The organism is Streptomyces sp. 184 (assembly GCF_045781775.1).
GTDB lineage: Bacteria > Actinomycetota > Actinomycetes > Streptomycetales > Streptomycetaceae > Streptomyces.
In genome coordinates this window covers 7,721,631-7,739,497 of sequence record NZ_CP123230.1, presented here as the reverse complement: position 1 = coordinate 7,739,497, position 17,867 = coordinate 7,721,631, and the positions used below count along the sequence as shown (strand labels likewise).

The window sequence follows — 17,867 nt, the reverse complement described above, 5'->3', positions numbered from 1 at the left end:
TGGCGCCGCCCGACAGGCGGCTCGGGGACCGTCCACGCGAACGCGGCGGGCGACGTGCCCGCCCGGCTTGAGGCGCTGGGCGCCGTCGCGGGCCTCGACCGGCCGGCTCTGCACAGCCAGTTGGTCGCGGGGGTGTCGGTGCTGCTGCACCTCGTGCGCGACCGGCGGGGGCGGCGGCGTATCGCGGAGGTGCACGTGCTGGAGCGGGACGGCGCGGGGCTGGTGACGGCGGTGCCGGCGGCGGTGTGGGCGGCCGAGGGGTTCGCGCGGCGGGCCGGGTGGCCTCGGCTGGAGCGGCTGTTGGAGCGGGGCGGGGGTGCGCGGTGAGCGGGGAGGTAGCGGCGGTGGCGCCGGTGTGCGGGGCGGCGTTGTGCGCGGGGGCGGCGGTGGCGCTGGCCGGCGGGCGGAGGCCCGCGGTGCGCCGGGCCCGGGTGTTGCTGGCGCCACCGGGGAGCGTGGCGCGGGCGGGGCCGTGGCCGCGGGTGGCCGGAGTCGTACGGACGTGGGGCGGGCGGCGCGAGCTGTGGTGCCTGCCGGCCGGCGGGGTCGTGGCGCTGCTGGGTGCTTCCTGGCTGCCGTTGCTCGCGGGTGCGGTGGCGGTGCCGCTCGTCGGGCGGCGGCTGCGCGGCCGGGAGCGGCGCGGGGCGGAGGTGCGCCGGGCGGCGGCCGTGATCGAGCTGTGCGCGGCGGTCGCGGGTGGGCTGCGGGCCGGCAGGCAGCCGGCCGATGCGCTGCTCGCCGCGGCGCCCGGCGGCCCGGCGGGCGGTCCGGAGGTGCTGGCCGCCGCGCGGTTCGGCGGCGATGTGCCGGGCGCGCTGCGCGGGGCGGCCGGTGCCCCCGGTGCGCGGGGGCTGGCGGGCGTCGCCGCGTGCTGGCAGGTGGCAGCGGGCGGGGGTGCGGGGTTGGCGGCCGGTCTGGACCGGGTGGCGGCGGCGCTGCGCGCGGAGCGGGACGAACGGGACGAATTGGAGGCCCAGTTGGCGGGTCCGCGGGCGACGGCGCTGCTGCTGGCCCTGCTGCCCGGCTTCGGGCTGCTGATGGGCTCGGCGCTCGGCGCCGCGCCGCTGCGGGTGCTGCTGCACACGCCGGCGGGGCTGGTCTGCCTGGTGGCGGGCGGTCTGCTGGAGTGGGCGGGGCTGGTCTGGGTGGGCCGGATCGTGCGAGGTGCGCATGCGCGCTGAGTTCATCCACAGCCTGTGGACGGTGATGTCGGTCCTGGCCGCCGCGTACTGCGCGGTGGACGCGGCCCTCGCGTCCTGGCGCGCACGCGCCGCGCGGCGCCGCCTCCCCGCCGTGCTGGGGCCCCTGGAGGCGCCCGTACGGCCACAGGGGGCCGGAGGGCTCGCCGCCGGGCGGGAGTCGGCCGTGGGGCGGCTCCGGGGGGCTGCCGTGCGGTGGGGGCCGGGTCTGCTCGCGGGGGTCGCGGTGCTCATCTTCGTCGGCGGTGCGGTCGGTGCCGTGGCGGGACTCGCCGCCGCGTACGGCATACGGCGGTGGCAGCGCCGGGCCGCCGCCGTCGCACGCCGCGACGGCGGCATACGGACCGGGGCCGACCTCGCGTCGGCCGCCGACCTCCTCGCCGCCTGCCTCGCCGCCGGCGCCGGGCCGCGGGAGGCCGCCGCGGAGGTGGGCCGCTCGCTGGGCGGCCCGGTCGGGGAGCGCCTCGCGCAGGGCGCGGCGGAGCTGCGCCTCGGCGGCACCCCGCGCGCGGCGTGGGCGCCCCTCGCGGAACTCCCGGGAGCGGCGCGCCTGGCCGACTGGCTGGAGCAGGCGGGCCACACGGGCATGCCGGTGGTCGACGCGGTCTCCCGGCTTGCCGCCGAGTGCCGGGCGGAGGAGACCAGGGCGGCGGCGGCCCGCGCCCGCCGGGCGGGCGTCAAGGTGGCGGGCCCGCTGGGGCTGTGCTTCCTGCCCGCGTTTTTGGCGGTCGGGGTGGCACCGGTGGTGATGGGCCTGGCGGCGCGGCTGCTGGGCGGCAACGGATGACGGATTCGGATACGGAGACACGGGGGTCGAGATGGCAGGCAGGTTCGTCCGGAGGGTCCGCGCGTGCGCGCGAAGGCTCGGCGGGGACGCGGGGATGACGACGTCCGAGTACGCGGTGGGCACGATCGCGGCGGTCGCGTTCGCGGCGATCTTGTACAAGGTGGTGACGAGTGAGCGGGTCAGCGGTGCGCTGCAGGCGGTCGTGGAACGTGCGCTGGACGTCCCGTTCTGACGCGCGTCCCGCGCCGGCCGCCGGTGCGCGGACGGACGCGGGGCCCGGTTCGCGGGCAGGCCGGCCGCGCGCGTGCGGGTTCGCGGGACCCGCCCCGCGGCCCCGCCGGGTGCGGGGGGACGCGGGGGTGGTGACCGCGGAGGCGGCGGCGGCCATCCCGGCGCTCGTGGTCCTCGCTCTCGGGCTGGTCTGGGCGTTGATGGCCGCCGCCGCGCAGATCCAGTGCGTGGACGCCGCCCGCGCGGGGGCGCGGGCCGCGGCCCGGGGCGAGCCCGCCGCCGGCGTGCGAGGGGCCGCCCTCGCCGCGGCTCCTCGCGGAGCGGCCGTGGCGGTGGCGCGGGACGGCGACCTGGTGCGCGTACGGGTGCGGGCGGAGGCCCCGGGCCCGGGGCCGCTGTCCCTCGGCCTCGGAGGGGAGGCGGTCGCCCTTGCGGAGGAGACCGTTCGATGACCGGGGCGGGGCGACGGTGTGGTCGGCACTGGCGTGCTTCGCGCTGTGCGCGGTGTTCGCCGCGGCGCTGGGCCTGGGGCAGGCGGTGCACTCCCGCCACCGCGCGGGCGGGGCCGCCGACCTGGCCGCGCTTGCGGCGTCGGAGCGGGCGCTGCTCGGCGAGGCGGCTGCCTGCACGGCGGCCCGCCGGGTGGCGGCGGCGCAGGGCGCCCGGCTGCTGCGGTGCGCGGTGTCCGGGGAGGTCGCGGACGTCGTGGCGGCGGCCCGCACCGGCCGCTTCACCGCCGAGGTCCGCTCCCGCGCCGGCCCGCCGTCCCCGGCCGGTGCCCGCTCCCGCGGCGGGCACACCGCCGGACCGGTGGCCCGCGACCGCCCCGCGGCCGACCGCCCGGGGTTGCGGTAGAGCGCGCTCCAGCGTTCAGACTCCGGCTTTGGCAGACACACGAAAGGACTCCGCATGAAGTACCGCACGATCGGCGCCGACCCGCAGAACCGCCGCGAGGTCAGCGTGCTCAGCCTCGGGGCGATGCTGTTCGGCTCCCGGACCGACGAGGAGACCTCGTTCGCGATCCTCGACCGCTACGTCGAGGCCGGCGGCACGTTCGTCGACACCTCCGACAACTACGCGTTCTGGGTGGACGGTTCGCAGGGCGGCCAGAGCGAGAGCCTGCTCGGGCGGTGGCGGCGCAGTCGCGGGATCGGGGACGAGGTGGTCATCGCGACCAAGCTCGGCGCCCGGCCGCTCGCGCCCGGCACCTCGTACGTCGACAACGCCGAGGGCCTGTCGGCGAAGGTGATCCGGCAGTCCGCGGAGGAGAGCCGGCAGCGGCTCGGGGTGGACAAGCTGGACATCCTGTACGCGCACATCGACGACGTGACGGTGCCGCAGGAGGAGACCGTCGAGGCGTTCGGCGCGCTCGTGGCGGAGGGCTCGGTCGGGCTGCTGGGAGTGAGCAACCAGTGGGTCTGGCGGGTGGAGCGGGCCCGTGTCCACGCGGCTACCTCCGGCCTCGCCGGATACGAGCTGCTCCAGTACCACCACACCTACCTGCGCCGGCGCACCGACTGCCCCAGCGAACTCGACCCGGACGGTTCGCCGGGCGGCGTGGACGGGGCGATGCTCAGCTACCTGCGCCACAACCCCGGGCTCGCGCTCGTGGCGTACTCGCCGCTGCTGGCCGGCGGCTACGTCCGCGCGGACAAGCCGCTGGGGCACGAGCTGGACCACCCGGGGACGCCGGCCCGGCTGGAGGCGCTGCGGACGGTGGCACAGGAGGCCGGGGCGACGGTCAACCAGGTGGTGCTGTCCTGGCTGATAGGCGGGGAGGTGCCGGTGATCCCGCTGGTCGGCGCCTCGTCGGTGGCGCAACTGGACGAGAGCCTGGCGGCGGTGGACCTGGAGCTGACCGAGGACCAGCGGGCCCGGCTCGACGCCGCCGGCTGAGCGCGTCCCGTACGCGAACGGTCAGCCCTCGTCCGCCGCCCCGGCGGCCGCGGGCCCCGGCGCCGCCCCGGACCCACCGCCCGTCTCCGTCTCCGTCTCCGCCCCCGCCTCCGTCTCCGTCTCCGCCAGCAGCGTCGTCAGCAGGCGCAGCGCCGCCGCCTTGTCCAGCGGGTCGTTTCCGTTGCCGCACTTCGGGGACTGGACGCAGGACGGGCAGCCGGTGTCGCACTCGCAGGCGGCGATCGCCGAGCGGGTTGCGGAGAGCCAGTCGCGGGCGACGCCGAAGGCCCGTTCGGCGAAGCCCGCGCCGCCGGGGTGGCCGTCGTAGACGAAGACGGTCGGCAGCAGGGTGTCGCCGTGCAGCGGTACGGAGACGCCGCCGATGTCCCAGCGGTCGCAGGTGGCGAAGAGCGGCAGCATGCCGATGGCCGCGTGCTCCGCCGCGTGCAGGGCGCCGCCCAACTGCTCCTGGGCGATCTCCGCCGCGTCCAACTGGTCGTCGGTGACGGTCCACCACACGGCGCGGGTGCGCAGCGTCCGCGGCGGCAGGTCGAGCTTCGTCTCGCCCATGACCTCGCCGGTGATCAGCCGGCGGCGCAGGAAGGAGACCACGTGGTTGGTGACTTCGACCGACCCGAAGCACAGCCGGGCGTCCCCCCACGGGATCTCGCGCTCGGTCTCCAGCACGGAGACGGAGGTCGTGTCGCGGGCGACGGTGGTGTACGGGGGATCGGCGCGTTCCACGAGCGCGACGTTGTCCTCCAGGTCCAGGGTGCGGACCACGTACGTCCGGCCCTGGTGGAGGTGGACGGCGCCCTCGTGGACGGTGGTGTGCGACGCGGCGGCGTCGACGGTGCCGAGCAGGCGGCCGGTGCCGTCCTCGACGACGTCGACGGGCCGGCCGCCCCCGCCGCGGATGTCGGCGAGGTCGCAGGCGCGTTCCCGCCGGGTCCAGTGCCAGGCGGCCCCCGGTCCTGCGGGGCCGCGGCGGCGCAGCAGGCCGCGGTCGGCGAGCTGCGGCAGCAGCCCGGCGGCCCCGGCGTCGAAGCACGCGGTGTCGCCGGTGAAGTCGGCGTCGGTCAGCGGGAGTTCCGCGGCGGCGGCGCAGAGGTGCGGGGCGAGTACGTACGGGTTGTCCGGGTCCAGCACCGTGGACTCCACCGGACGGTGGAAGAGCGCCTCCGGGTGGTGCACCAGGTACGTGTCCAGCGGGTCGTCGCGCGCGACCAGCACCGCCAGCGCGCCCTGCCCGGAGCGCCCCGCGCGCCCGGCCTGCTGCCACAGCGAGGCCCGGGTGCCCGGGTAGCCGGCGATCAGCACGGCGTCCAGCCCCGACACGTCCACGCCCAGCTCCAGCGCGGACGTCGCGGCCAGCCCCAGCAGCTCGCCGGACTGGAGCGCGGCCTCCAGGGCCCGCCGCTCGTCCGCCAGGTAGCCGCCGCGGTAGGCGGCGACCCGGTCGGCCAGCGCCCGGTCGACGGCCGCCAGCCGGTCCTGGGCGATCATCGCGACCAGCTCCGCGCCCCGCCGGGAGCGGACGAAGGCGACGGTCCGTACGTCCGCCACCGCCAGGTCGGTCAGCAGCTCCGCGCACTCCGCCGTGGCCGTGCGCCGCACCGGCGCGCCCCGCTCGCCGTGCAGCTCCGTCAGCGGCGGCTCCCACAGCGCGAACGCGACCTCCCCGCGCGGCGACGCGTCGTCCGTGACCTCCGCCACGGCCCGCCCCGTCAGCCGCTCCGCGGAGCGCCCCGGCTCGGCCGCGGTCGCGGAGGCGAGGAGGAACACCGGGTCCGCGCCGTAGCGCGCGCAGAGCCGGCGCAGCCGGCGCACGACCTGGGCGACGTGCGAGCCGAACACGCCCCGGTAGGTGTGGCACTCGTCGATCACGACGTAGCGCAGGGCGCGCAGGAAGGAGGACCACCGGGAGTGGGCCGGGAGTATGCCGCGGTGCAGCATGTCGGGGTTGGTGAGGACGAGGTTGGCGTACAGGCGCACCCACTCGCGTTCCTCGGCGGGCGTGTCGCCGTCGTAGACGGCCGGGCGCACGGCCTTGCCGAGCGGGGCGGCCAGCGCCTTGACCGCGCGCAACTGGTCCGCGGCCAGCGCTTTCGTGGGGGCCACGTACAGGGCCGTCGCGCCCCGCCCGTTGGGGGCCTCGGAGCCGTCGAGCGCCGCGCTGAGCACGGGCGCCAGATACGCCAGCGACTTGCCCGACGCCGTGCCCGTGGCAGCGATCACCGACTCGCCCGCGAGGGCGTGCGCCGCCATCGTCGCCTGGTGCGCCCACGGCCGCTCGATCCCGGCCGCCTCGATGGCTCCGACCACTTCCGGCCGGATGCCCGCAGGCCAATCGGCATGGCGCCCGCCGCGCGGGGGCAGGTGCTCCGTATGAGTGATGCGAGCGGCGCGGTCCTCCCGGGCGGCGAGCCGGCGCAGCGCGGTGCGCGGCGTGACATGCGCCGGTCCGTCCGCGGTGCCGTCGGACGTCGTGCGGTCCGCCGTGCCGGACGGGGTGCGATCCCGCGGTCCGGCCGGTGTGACGTGCGGTGCGCCGGGCCGCGTGCCGGGCCGGGGTGCCGGCAAGGTGACGTCGGCCGCGGGGGCTGCCCCCGGCTCGTTCGCGTCCCTCCGCTCGTTCGCGTCCATCGGCACGAGTGTGTCACCGATGCGACGGACAATGCCCCCAAGGCGTCGTGCACGCCCGGGGGTAAGTGATTGAATGCCATGGCGGATGCCGATCCGTCTCCGGCCGGACGGCGGGGGACGCCCGGGGCAGCCGCTCGCTGAAAGGTGCTGGAGGATCCGTGGACCTGTCTCTGTCGACGCGTACCGTGGGCGACCGCACGGTCGTCGAAGTCGGTGGCGAGATTGATGTGTATACCGCCCCCAAGCTGCGCGAGCAGTTGGTCGAGCTGGTCAACGACGGCAGCTACCACCTGGTCGTCGACATGGAGCGGGTCGACTTCCTCGACTCCACCGGCCTCGGCGTCCTCGTCGGCGGACTCAAGCGGGTCCGTGCGCACGAGGGCTCGCTCCGCCTGGTCTGCAACCAGGAGCGCATTCTGAAGATCTTCCGTATCACCGGCCTGACCAAGGTGTTCCCCATCCACACCTCGGTCGACGAAGCCGTCGCCGCGAAGGACTGACACAGGACGCCGCACAGGCGGAGGGACCGGGCCGCGCGCCGGGTCCCTCCCCTGTCGGCTCCCGTACGGATGGCTTCCCGTGGTGATACGGGATGGCGTGGGATGACGTGAAGGGGATGGCATGCCCACCGTTGAATTGCGCTTCAGTGCCCTTCCCGAGCACGTCCGCACGGCCCGCCTGGTGGCGGCCGCGGTCGCGCGCCGGGCCGGGGTGGACGAGGCGGTGCTCGACGAGGTGCGCCTCGCCGTGGGCGAAGCCTGCCTGCGCGCCGTCGGGCTGCACCAGCACAACGGGCTGTCGGGTCCGGTGCGGGTGGTGCTCACGGAGGAGGAGAAGAAGTTCTCCATCGAGGTGGGCGACGACGCGCCGACGGCCGCCGGTCACGTACCCGCGGCCCGCAGCACCGCCGAGACCCACCCGGATCCGGACGGCGACGGGAACGCGAGCGGCCCGGGCAGCGAGGCGGATATCGACGACCAGATGGGCCTCGCGGTCATCAGCGGTCTCGTCGACGACGTCGAGGTGACCGCGGGCGAGTCCGGCGGCACGATCCGGATGAGCTGGCCGGCCGCCTCCCTCGCAGCCGGTTCCTGACGCGCGTACGCCCGCGTACGACCGCGTAACGCCGCCCCCGACCGGCCCGGGGCCGCACCCGGCCGCGCCCGACGGCCTACGGCCGCACCTGACCGCCTACGCCGTCCCCGACCGCGTGGGGCATGCACCTGACCGCCTACGGCCCGCACCCGGCCGCCTACGGCCGAAACCGCCCCGCGTGCGGCCGATCCGACGTGCGTACGCCCCCTGCCCCGCAGACGGCTGCCCACCCCCGCGTACGGCGTGCAGCCGCAGGTCTTGGACCCGTACGGCAAACTCCTGCCTCCCCGCGGCCGCCCCCGGCCGGCGCCGATCAACTCCGGCCGGCCGCCGATCTGCCCGCCCCCGCCGTTCCCGGGGCCTGCCGCACCCCACCTCTTGACCCGCGCATTTCAAGATCAAGGCGCTTCTGAGCAGCGCTTTCTCCCGGCTCGTAGATCATTCTCCCGCCATTGCCCGGCCGTTCCCGCATCCCTCTTTCGAGCGAATTGACAGCGGCTCTTCCACGCGTTGATCGTCGTCGGAGCCGAATTCCCCCGGGGACGCTCTGTTTTGATCTAGTTCCGCTCCCTACAATCCGTCCACAACTTGCAGCTCAGGACGCCTGAGCGCTGCGGCCGCCCAAACCCCGACCGCCCATACCCGCAGTCGGGGCTGCCGCGCGCCCATGTGCCGTACGTCAAGGAGGACGAATGGCGGGGCATTTCACCCCACTACAGCAGGACCACCTACTGGCCGTGGAACTCACCAGCGGCAACCGTGCCATCGTGGCGATCATCGCCGTGGTTGCCGTTGCCGCACTCGCGGTCGCCGTGGTGCTGCTCCGTCAGGTACTCGCCGCCGGCGAGGGCACGGACAATATGAAGAAGATCGCGGCGGCGGTGCAGGAAGGCGCGAACGCCTATCTGGCCCGCCAGTTGCGCACGATCGGCATCTTCGCCGTCGTCGTGTTCTTCCTGCTCTTCCTGTTGCCCGCGGACGACTGGTCGGAGCGAGCCGGACGCTCGATCTTCTTCCTGGTCGGTGCCGCCTTCTCGGCCGCGACCGGGTACATCGGCATGTGGCTCGCGGTCCGCAGCAACGTGCGCGTGGCAGCCGCCGCGCGCGCCGCCACCCCGCGCGAGGGCGAACCCGCCAAGGACCTCACCGCGGTGAGCCACGAGGCGACCAAGCTCGCGTTCCGCACCGGCGGTGTCGTCGGCATGTTCACCGTCGGCCTCGGCCTGCTCGGCGCGTGCAGCGTCGTGCTCGTGTACGCGGCCGACGCGCCCAAGGTGCTGGAGGGCTTCGGCCTCGGTGCCGCGCTCATCGCGATGTTCATGCGTGTCGGCGGCGGCATCTTCACCAAGGCCGCCGACGTCGGCGCCGACCTCGTCGGCAAGGTCGAGCAGGGCATCCCCGAGGACGACCCGCGCAACGCCGCCACCATCGCCGACAACGTCGGCGACAACGTCGGCGACTGCGCCGGCATGGCGGCCGACCTCTTCGAGTCGTACGCCGTCACCCTGGTCGCCGCGCTCATCCTGGGCAAGGTCGCCCTGGGCGACGCCGGTCTGGCCTTCCCGCTGATCGTCCCGGCGATCGGCGTCGTCACCGCCATGATCGGCGTGTTCGTCGTGGCGCCCAAGGCGAGCGACCGCAGCGGGATGACCGCCATCAACCGCGGGTTCTTCATCTCCGCGGTGATCTCCCTGGTGATGGTGGCCATCGCCGTCTTCGCGTACCTCCCCTCGTCGTACGCGGACCTCGACGGCGTCGGTCAGGGCATCGCGGAACACGACGGCAACCCGCAGGTGCTCGCGCTCGTCGCGGTCGCCATCGGCATCGTGCTCGCGGCGGTCATCCAGCAGCTCACGGGCTACTTCACCGAGACCAACCGCCGTCCCGTCCAGGACATCGGCAAGTCCTCGCTGACCGGCCCGGCCACGGTGGTGCTCGCGGGCATCTCCATCGGCCTGGAGTCCGCCGTCTACACCGCGGTCCTCATCGGCCTCAGCGTCTACGGTGCGTTCCTGCTCGGCGGTACGTCCATCATGCTGGCGCTCTTCGCGGTCGCCCTGGCCGGCACCGGCCTGCTGACCACCGTCGGCGTCATCGTCGCGATGGACACCTTCGGCCCGGTCTCCGACAACGCCCAGGGCATCGCCGAGATGTCCGGCGACGTCGAGGGCGACGGCGCCCAGGTCCTCACCAACCTGGACGCGGTCGGCAACACGACCAAGGCCATCACCAAGGGCATCGCCATCGCCACCGCGGTCCTCGCGGCGGCGGCGCTCTTCGGCTCGTACCAGGACGCGGTCAACGAGGCGGTGGCCGAAGCCGGCAACGTCGGCAGTCCACTCGGCCTCAGCCTGGACATCGGGCAGCCGAACAACCTCGTCGGCCTCATCCTCGGCGCCGCGGTCGTCTTCCTCTTCTCCGGTCTGGCGATCAACGCCGTCTCGCGCTCCGCGGGCGCGGTGGTCTACGAGGTGCGCCGGCAGTTCCGCGAGCGCCCGGGGATCATGGACTACACGGAGGAGCCGGAGTACGGCAAGGTCGTCGACATCTGCACCCGGGACGCGCTGCGCGAGCTGCGCACGCCGGGTCTGCTCGCCGTCATGGCGCCGATCGCGGTCGGCTTCACGTTCGGCGTCGGCGCGCTGGCGTCGTTCCTCGCCGGTGCCATCGGCGCGGGCGTGCTCATGGCGGTCTTCCTGGCCAACTCGGGCGGCGCCTGGGACAACGCCAAGAAGCTCGTCGAGGACGGCCACCACGGCGGCAAGGGCAGCGAGGCCCACGCCGCCACGGTCATCGGCGACACGGTCGGCGACCCGTTCAAGGACACCGCGGGCCCGGCGATCAACCCGCTGCTGAAGGTGATGAACCTGGTGGCGCTGCTGATCGCGCCGGCGGTGGTGAAGTTCTCGTACGGCGACGACTCCAACGTCGGCGTACGGATCGTCATCGCGGCGGCGGCCATCGGGATCATCGCCGGTGCCGTCTACATCTCCAAGCGCCGCGGCATCACGGTCGGCGACGACGAGGCGGAGTCCACGGCGTCCGCCAACTCGTCGCCGAAGTCGTCGACCGACCCGGCGGTGGTCAACGGCTGAGACGGGTCTGCGTCACCACACCCCGCCGGCCGGGAGGCGAGATCGCTCCCGGCCGGCGGGGTGTGGTGTGTCCAAGGACCGTTGTGGCCGGCTGTTGCCGTTGTTACTGCTGTGCCTGCCGTGACTGTTGTGGCAAATGGAGCAGGACGCGGCGTGCGGCCCCGACGATTCGTCGTACCGGCGGGGTACCGGTGTATGTTCCGGGTGTCTCAGTCTCGAAGGGATGATCCGGTGAACAAGAAGCTTGCCGCCGCCCTGGCCGGTGCCGCCGTCACGCTGCTGGTGGCGTCCGGTTGCAGCGATGACAACGGCGCGGAGGTCCAGAAGTGGGCGGGCTCCCTCTGCGACCGGATCCAGCCGGAGTTGCAGAAGCGGGATCAGGCCAACCTCGCCATCAGCGAGGCGACGACGGAGAAGGACCCGCGGAAGGTGCAGGAGGCGGACGCCAAGGCGTTCGGTGAGATCTCCGACGCGTACACGGCCATGAGCAAGGCCGTGAACAAGGTGGGCGCGCCGCCCGTCGACGACGGCAAGAACACCCACGGCGGGGCCGTGACCGAGCTTCAGCAGGTGGCGTCGGCGTACGCGGACCTCCAGAAGCAGGTGGAGGACCTGGACGTCAAGGACCAGGCGGCGTTCGCGGAGGGCCTGCGGGAGCTGGCCGGCGAGGCGGACAAGATCAGCAAGAGCGGCGACGAGGCGCTGAACAAGCTCCAGGCGGGTGAGGTCGGCCAGGCGCTGGCCGAGCAGGAGGGCTGCCAGAAGTCGAAGGCGAAGCCGTCGCAGGAGGCGTAGGGCTCCGCGGCGGGCCGACGGGGCCCGGCGGGCTGAGCAGGCTTGCCAGACCGGGCGGTACGGGCGTGCCGGTCGGTGGTCCGCGGCGGCCGGTCGGCGTGGCCGCCGCGGCGGCAGCACAATGGTGCCCGTGAGCGCGACCGACGACCTTCCCCGCCCCGACCGCGCCGCCGAGTTGCGCGCGGCGCTGCTGGCGGCGGACTTCACCGCCGACGGCCTGCTGGACCTCCTGGGCGCCCCCGCGTACGCGGCCCTCGCCCGCAGCGAGACCGTCCCCGCGGAGCGGGCGACACGGTGGCCGCCGGGCGACACGCCGCCCGCCCTGGCCACCCTGACCCGGCTCTTCCTCCTCCAGCACGCGGTCCCCCGCGCGCACGCCGCGGCGGTGCTCCCGCTGGCGGCGTGCCTCGCGGACGGCTGGCTGCGCGAGGACGGCGAGGCGGTACGGGCCGTGCTCGACGTCCGGCCGTACAGCGGGCCGGCGGGGCAGGACTGGTGGATCGTCTCGGACCTGGGCTGCGCGGTGGGCGGTGCCGCGGGCGCGCGGCGGGCGGCTGCCGGCGCGTACGGTGCCCGGGGCTCCGGCTCGTACGGGAACGGTGCCGATCTCGTGCTCGGCGTCGGCGGCGCGTCCACCACGCTCGCCGGGCTCACCGTGCCCCTCGACGGCGGGCGCGTGCTCGACGTCGGCACCGGCTCGGGGATCCAGGCGCTGCACGCCGGCGCCCGCGCCCGCGCCGACGCCGTCACCGCCACCGACGTCAACCCCCGCGCCCTCGCCTGCGCCCGGCTCACCCTCGCCCTGTCCGGCGTGCCGGACGCCGACCTGCGCGCCGGATCGCTCTTCGAGCCGGTGGCCGGCGAGCGGTTCGACCTGATCGTCTCCAACCCGCCCTTCGTCATCTCCCCCGGCGCCCGCCTGACGTACCGCGACGGCGGCATGGCCGGCGACGAACTGTGCCGCACCCTCGTCCGCGAGGCCGCGGACCACCTCGCCGACGGCGGCTACTGCCAGCTCCTCGCCAACTGGCAGCACGTCGAGGACGAGGACTGGCGCGAGCGCGTCGCGGGCTGGGTGCCGCCCGGCTGCGACGCCTGGATCGTGCAGCGGGAGGTGCAGGACGTGACGCAGTACGCGGAGCTGTGGCTGCGCGACGCCGGCGACCACACCGACCCCGCGGCCTACGCCGCCCGCTACGACGACTGGCTCGACGCCTTCGCCGCCGGCCGCACCCGGGCGGTCGGCTTCGGCTGGATCACCCTGCGCCGCACCGGCGCGGCGGACCCCGCCGTCACCGTCGAGGACTGGCCGCACGCCGTCGAACAGCCGCTCGGCGAGGCCGTGGTGGAGCACTTCGCGCGGCAGGAGTTCCTGCGGCGTACGGACGACGCGGCGCTGCTCGCGACGACGTTCCGGATCGCGGACGACGTGGTGCAGGAGCAGGTGGGCCGGCCGGGCGAGGAGGACCCGGAGCACGTGGTGCTGCGGCGGCAGCGGGGGATGCGGCGCGCGACGCGGGCGGACACGGTCGCCGCGGGCTTCGCCGGCGCGTGCGACGGGACGCTGCCGGCGGGCGTCATCCTGGACGCCATCGCGCAGGTGCTGGAGGAGGACCCGGCGGTGCTGCGGAAGCGCACGCCGGGGGTGATCCGGCTGCTGGTGGAGCAGGGTTTCCTGGCTCCGGCGGACTGAGTCCTGGCGGACTGAATGGCGCCCCCGAGTCCTGGCGGGCCGGGTCCCGGGGGACCGGGACCGGCCTGAGGCCGGGGCCGGGTGCTACGCCACGTTCCGTACCACGGCCCACACCACCGCCACCCCCAGCACCACCGCCGTGCCGAGCCGTCCGAAGGACGGCCGCCAGCGGCGCCCGCGCAGCCCCTCGTACAGCCAGCGGCCGTAGAGCACCGCCGCGAACGGCAGGCCGAGGAGCAGCATCAGGGCATTGCCGTGGAAGGCGGCGCCGAGGTCGCCGTGGAGGAGGTCGTACGCCATGCGGGTAGCGCCGCAGGCGGGGCAGTCCAGGCCGGTGGCCCAGTTGAACGGGCAGCGGGGCAGCCAGTGCCCCGGCTCGTGGGGGTTCGTGCCGTAGAGGTACGCCGCGCCCGCGGCCCCGGCCGCCGCCAGTGCGAGCGGCGCGGTGGCCGGCCGGCGCAGCAGGCGCCGTACGCGCCCCGCGCGCCTGCGCCGTTCGCCCTCCGCCGGCCGCGGGCGCGCGGCACCCGCCGTCTCCGGTTGCGGGGGAACGGGAGGCGGCGGGTCCGGGTGCCCTGGGGACGTCGGAGGGCCGACGGCGTCAGGAGCGGAGGATGCGGCCCTTGGCATCGGTCTTGTCGTCACTGACGAGGATCATGATGCCGTCGATCAGCGCCCAGATGCCGACGCCGCCGCAGGTGAGGAGCTGGGCGATGGCCATACCGGTGTGACCGGTGTAGAAGCGGCCGATGCCCAGCGTGCCTATGAAGAGCTGGAGCACGCCCGCGACGATCTTGGACTTGTCCGAGTACGGGCGGCCGTGCGGGTCGTAGCCGTACGGTGCGTTCGGGTCGTAGCCCTGCGCCGCGGCGGCCGGGGCCTGCGGGAGCCCGCCGGGCTGCCCGCCCGGGTAGCCGTAACCGGGCTGCTGGCCGGCCTGCTGCGCGTACGGGTTCTGGTTCGGGTCCTGCTGGCCGTACTGCGGATAGCCGTATCCCGGCTGACCCGGCTGGCCCGGCTGCCCGGGCTGCTGGCCGTAAGGATTCTGGTTCGGATCGGACACTGGTACGTCCCCCCGGTCGGATGTCTGAGTGGTGGGCTCCGAGCGGGCCTTGCGGCACGTTCGGACGCCCATACTCCCATCTGTAGTACTGGCCGTTGTCAAGGGGCTGTGCGATACAGACCACGGCGACCGGAATGTGCCCTGTGCGGGAGCTAGGCGGCTTGTCGGGTTACCGTTCGAGTGGCGCCCCGGGTTTTAGCCGCTTGACACGGGGGCGGGTTGTACCGTCACACTCCGCAGCAACGCCCAGCACAGCGACGTACGACCCGTACAGCCGTCCAGAAGAGCGCCCACAAGGCCACCGACAAACGACCACCGGCAAGATCGCCGCGAATCCCCCCACCAGATCGCTGCCAGCTTCCGACCGGAGAAGAGAGAGCCGAAGTTGTCCGCCACCAGCAAGACCCGCCGACTCGTCATCGTGGAGTCGCCTGCCAAGGCGAAGACGATCAAGGGCTATCTGGGCCCCGGCTACGAGGTCGAGTCGAGCGTCGGGCACATCCGCGATCTCCCCAACGGTGCCGCCGAGGTGCCGGCGAAATACAAGGGGGAGTCCTGGGCGCGGCTCGGGGTGAACGTCGACCATGACTTCGAGCCGCTGTATGTGGTGAACAGCGACAAGAAACAACAGGTCAGCAAGTTGAAGAAACTGCTGGCCGAGTCGGACGAGCTGTATCTCGCGACGGACGAGGACCGCGAGGGCGAAGCCATCGCGTGGCACCTGCTGGAGGTGCTGAAGCCCAAGGTCCCGGTGCACCGGATGGTCTTCCACGAGATCACCAAGGACGCGATCCGCCAGGCCGTCGCCAATCCGCGGCAGCTCAACCAGAAGCTGGTGGACGCCCAGGAGACCCGCCGCATCCTCGACCGGCTGTACGGGTACGAGGTCTCGCCGGTGCTGTGGAAGAAGGTCATGCCCCGGCTCTCCGCCGGCCGGGTCCAGTCCGTCGCCACCCGCCTCGTCGTCGAGCGGGAGCGCGAGCGCATCGCGTTCCGCTCCGCCGAGTACTGGGACCTGGCCGGCGTCTTCGCCACCGGCCGCGCCGGTGACGCCACCGACCCGCGCAGCCTGGGCGCCAAGCTCTCCGCGGTCGACGGCCGCCGGATCGCCCAGGGCCGCGACTTCGGTCCTGACGGGCAGCTCAAGGGCGGTTCGTCGGCCGAGGTGCTGCACCTGAGCGAGGAGAGCGCCCGCGCGCTGGCCGCCGCGCTCCAGGACACGGCGTTCGCGGTACGCAGCGTCGAGGCGAAGCCGTACCGGCGCTCGCCCTCGGCCCCGTTCCGTACGACGACGCTCCAGCAGGAGGCGTCGCGCAAGCTGGGGCTCGGCGCCAAGGCCACCATGCAGGTGGCCCAGCGGCTGTACGAGAACGGCTTCATCACCTATATGCGCACCGACTCCACGACGCTGTCGGAGACCGCGGTCGCCGCGGCGCGGGCGCAGGTCACGCAGTTGTACGGGCGCGACTATCTGCCGGACCGGCCGCGGAACTACGCGGGCAAGGTGAAGAACGCGCAGGAGGCGCACGAGGCGATCCGCCCCTCCGGCGACCGCTTCCGCACGCCGGCGGACACGGGGCTGTCGGGCACCGAGTTCCGGCTGTACGAGCTGATCTGGATGCGTACGGTCGCGTCGCAGATGAAGGACGCCGCCGGGCAGTCCGTGACCGTGAAGCTGGGCGGCACGGCGGCCGACGGGCGGGACGCCGAGTTCTCCGCGTCCGGCCGGGTCATCACCTTCCACGGCTTCATGAAGGCGTACGTCGAGGGCTCCGACGACCCCTCCGCCGACCTCGACAACCGCGACCGGCCGCTGCCGCAGCTCGCGGAGGGCGACCGGCTGACCGCCGAGGAGATCACCGCGGACGGGCACGCCACCAAGCCGCCCGCCCGCTACACCGAGGCGACGCTCATCAAGGAGCTGGAGGAGCGGGAGATCGGCCGCCCGTCCACGTACGCCTCGATCATCGGCACGATCCTGGACCGCGGGTACGTCTTCAAGAAGGGCACGGCCCTGGTGCCGTCCTTCCTCTCCTTCGCCGTCGTCGGCCTGATGGAGAAGCACTTCGGCCGCTACATCGACTACGACTTCACCGCCAGGATGGAGGACGACCTCGACCGCATCGCGCGCGGCGAGGCCGAGGCGGTGCCGTGGCTGCGGCGGTTCTACTACGGCACGGACGACGTCGCCACCTCCGCCGAGGAGCGGTCCGGCACCGACCACCTCGCGGGGCTGAAGGAGCTGGTCACCGACCTGGGCGCGATCGACGCCCGGGAGGTCTCCACGTTCCCGGTGGGCGAGGGGATCGTGCTGCGCGTCGGGCGCTACGGGCCGTACGTGGAGCGCGGCGAGCGGGACTCCGAGGACCACCGGCGCGCGGACGTGCCGGACGAGATGCCGCCGGACGAGCTGACCGTGGAGCTGGCCGAGGAACTGCTCGACAAGCCCAGCGGGGCGTACGAGCTGGGCACCGACCCGGACAGCGGGCGCGAGATCGTCGCCAAGGACGGGCGCTACGGGCCGTACGTGACCGAGGTGCTGCCCGAGGGCACGCCGCAGTCCGGCAAGAACGCGGTGAAGCCGCGGACGGCGTCGCTGTTCCAGTCGATGTCGCTGGACACGGTGACGCTGGCGGACGCGCTGAAGCTGCTGTCGCTGCCGCGGGTCGTCGGCACCGACCCGGAGAGCGGCACGGAGATCACCGCGCAGAACGGGCGCTTCGGCCCGTACCTGAAGAAGGGCACCGACTCGCGCTCGCTCCAGAGCGAGGACCAGCTCTTCACGGTGACGCTCCAGGAGGCCCTCGCGCTCTACGCCCAGCCCAAGCAGCGCGGGCGGGCCGCGGCGAAGCCGCCGCTGAAAGAGCTGGGCGAGGACCCGGCGAGCGGGAAGCCGGTGGTGGTGAAGGACGGGCGCTTCGGGCCGTACGTGACGGACGGCGAGACGAACGCGACGCTGCGGCGCGGGGACGAGCCGGAGTCGATCACGCCGGAGCGCGGGTTCGAGCTGCTGGCGGAGAAGCGGGCGAAGGGGCCGGCGAAGAAGACCGCGAAGAAGGCGCCGGCGAAGAAGACCACCGCGAAGAAGGCGCCGGCCAAGAAGGCGGCGGCGAAGAAGACCGCCGCGAAGACGGCGACGAAGACCGCGGCGAAGAAGGCCACCGGGTCGAAGACGGCGGCGGCGAAGAAGGCGACGACGAAGAAGACGGTGTCGGCGAAGGCGGACGTGCCGGACGAGGACGGGTAGCGGGGACGGGTCGCGAGGTCGCCGGGGCGGGGCTGTCGGGCAGTCGGGCAGTCGGGTCGGGGGGTTCGGTCGGGCGGTGCCGCGGTGCTCGGCCGGGCCGTGCTCGTCGGGGGCGGAGGC

15 protein-coding genes and 1 pseudogene are annotated in these 17,867 nt (G+C 74.3%); 13 read left to right on the top strand and 3 right to left on the bottom strand.

Annotation, left to right across the window (positions count from 1 at the left end; all coding sequences use genetic code 11):
- Positions 1–15: 15 nt before the first annotated feature.
- The 7 genes and pseudogenes from QBL21_RS33075 to QBL21_RS33045 all read left to right on the top strand — a co-directional run.
- A pseudogene (locus QBL21_RS33075) lies at positions 16–327 on the top strand (pilus assembly protein CpaF); the annotation flags it as partial.
- Positions 324–1,181: a type II secretion system F family protein gene (locus QBL21_RS33070; protein WP_407565906.1), complete on the top strand. Its 858-nt coding sequence runs from the start codon at positions 324–326 to the stop codon at positions 1,179–1,181. The pseudogene QBL21_RS33075 and the gene QBL21_RS33070, both read left to right, overlap by 4 nt.
- On the top strand, positions 1,165–1,986 hold the full coding sequence (locus tag QBL21_RS33065; protein ID WP_407565905.1) for a type II secretion system F family protein: 822 nt from the start codon (positions 1,165–1,167) through the stop codon (positions 1,984–1,986). The genes QBL21_RS33070 and QBL21_RS33065 overlap by 17 nt, the downstream gene beginning before the upstream one ends.
- A gap of 31 nt (positions 1,987–2,017) precedes the next feature.
- Entirely contained in the window at positions 2,018–2,218 is a 201-nt protein-coding gene (locus QBL21_RS33060; RefSeq protein WP_407565904.1) for a DUF4244 domain-containing protein, read from the top strand.
- A gap of 109 nt (positions 2,219–2,327) precedes the next feature.
- Positions 2,328–2,669 carry a TadE family type IV pilus minor pilin gene (locus QBL21_RS33055; protein WP_407565903.1) on the top strand — a complete coding sequence of 114 codons (342 nt, stop codon included), beginning with the start codon at positions 2,328–2,330 and terminating at the stop codon, positions 2,667–2,669.
- Entirely contained in the window at positions 2,647–3,072 is a 426-nt protein-coding gene (locus QBL21_RS33050; RefSeq protein WP_407565902.1) for an Rv3654c family TadE-like protein, read from the top strand. Before QBL21_RS33055 ends, QBL21_RS33050 begins: the two co-directional genes overlap by 23 nt.
- Before the next feature lie 54 nt (positions 3,073–3,126).
- Positions 3,127–4,113, top strand: a complete 987-nt coding sequence (locus QBL21_RS33045) for an aldo/keto reductase (RefSeq protein ID WP_407565901.1) — start codon at positions 3,127–3,129, stop codon at positions 4,111–4,113.
- A 21-nt stretch (positions 4,114–4,134) separates the two neighbouring features.
- On the opposite strand, the gene QBL21_RS33040 is transcribed toward QBL21_RS33045, so the two are convergent.
- Entirely contained in the window at positions 4,135–6,759 is a 2,625-nt protein-coding gene (locus QBL21_RS33040; RefSeq protein ID WP_407565900.1) for a DEAD/DEAH box helicase, read from the bottom strand.
- A 158-nt stretch (positions 6,760–6,917) separates the two neighbouring features.
- Between QBL21_RS33040 and bldG the strand changes: the two genes are divergently transcribed.
- The 5 genes from bldG to QBL21_RS33015 all read left to right on the top strand — a co-directional run bounded on the left by bldG (position 6,918) and on the right by QBL21_RS33015 (position 13,437).
- Positions 6,918–7,259 (top strand): anti-sigma factor antagonist BldG, encoded by a 342-nt coding sequence (gene bldG / locus QBL21_RS33035; RefSeq protein WP_018835875.1) that lies wholly within the window; start codon positions 6,918–6,920, stop codon positions 7,257–7,259.
- A gap of 121 nt (positions 7,260–7,380) precedes the next feature.
- Positions 7,381–7,854 (top strand): ATP-binding protein, encoded by a 474-nt coding sequence (locus tag QBL21_RS33030; RefSeq protein ID WP_407565899.1) that lies wholly within the window; start codon positions 7,381–7,383, stop codon positions 7,852–7,854.
- 692 nt (positions 7,855–8,546) lie between these two features.
- Entirely contained in the window at positions 8,547–10,949 is a 2,403-nt protein-coding gene (locus QBL21_RS33025; RefSeq protein WP_407565898.1) for a sodium-translocating pyrophosphatase, read from the top strand.
- A gap of 231 nt (positions 10,950–11,180) precedes the next feature.
- On the top strand, positions 11,181–11,744 hold the full coding sequence (locus tag QBL21_RS33020; RefSeq protein WP_407565897.1) for a small secreted protein: 564 nt from the start codon (positions 11,181–11,183) through the stop codon (positions 11,742–11,744).
- A 121-nt stretch (positions 11,745–11,865) separates the two neighbouring features.
- Positions 11,866–13,437, top strand: coding sequence for a methyltransferase (locus QBL21_RS33015; protein WP_407565896.1), 1,572 nt, complete (start codon positions 11,866–11,868; stop codon positions 13,435–13,437).
- A gap of 84 nt (positions 13,438–13,521) precedes the next feature.
- Here the strand turns inward: QBL21_RS33015 and QBL21_RS33010 are convergent, their stop codons facing one another.
- Positions 13,522–13,902 carry a DUF2752 domain-containing protein gene (locus tag QBL21_RS33010; RefSeq protein ID WP_407566645.1) on the bottom strand — a complete coding sequence of 127 codons (381 nt, stop codon included), beginning with the start codon at positions 13,900–13,902 and terminating at the stop codon, positions 13,522–13,524.
- Between the two features lie 136 nt (positions 13,903–14,038).
- Complete coding sequence (locus QBL21_RS33005; protein ID WP_407565895.1) at positions 14,039–14,500, bottom strand: TM2 domain-containing protein; 462 nt, start codon at positions 14,498–14,500, stop codon at positions 14,039–14,041.
- Between the two features lie 385 nt (positions 14,501–14,885).
- Between QBL21_RS33005 and topA the strand changes: the two genes are divergently transcribed.
- Positions 14,886–17,747, top strand: a complete 2,862-nt coding sequence (gene topA, locus QBL21_RS33000; RefSeq protein WP_407565894.1) for a type I DNA topoisomerase — start codon at positions 14,886–14,888, stop codon at positions 17,745–17,747.
- The last annotated feature ends 120 nt before the right edge of the window (positions 17,748–17,867 follow it).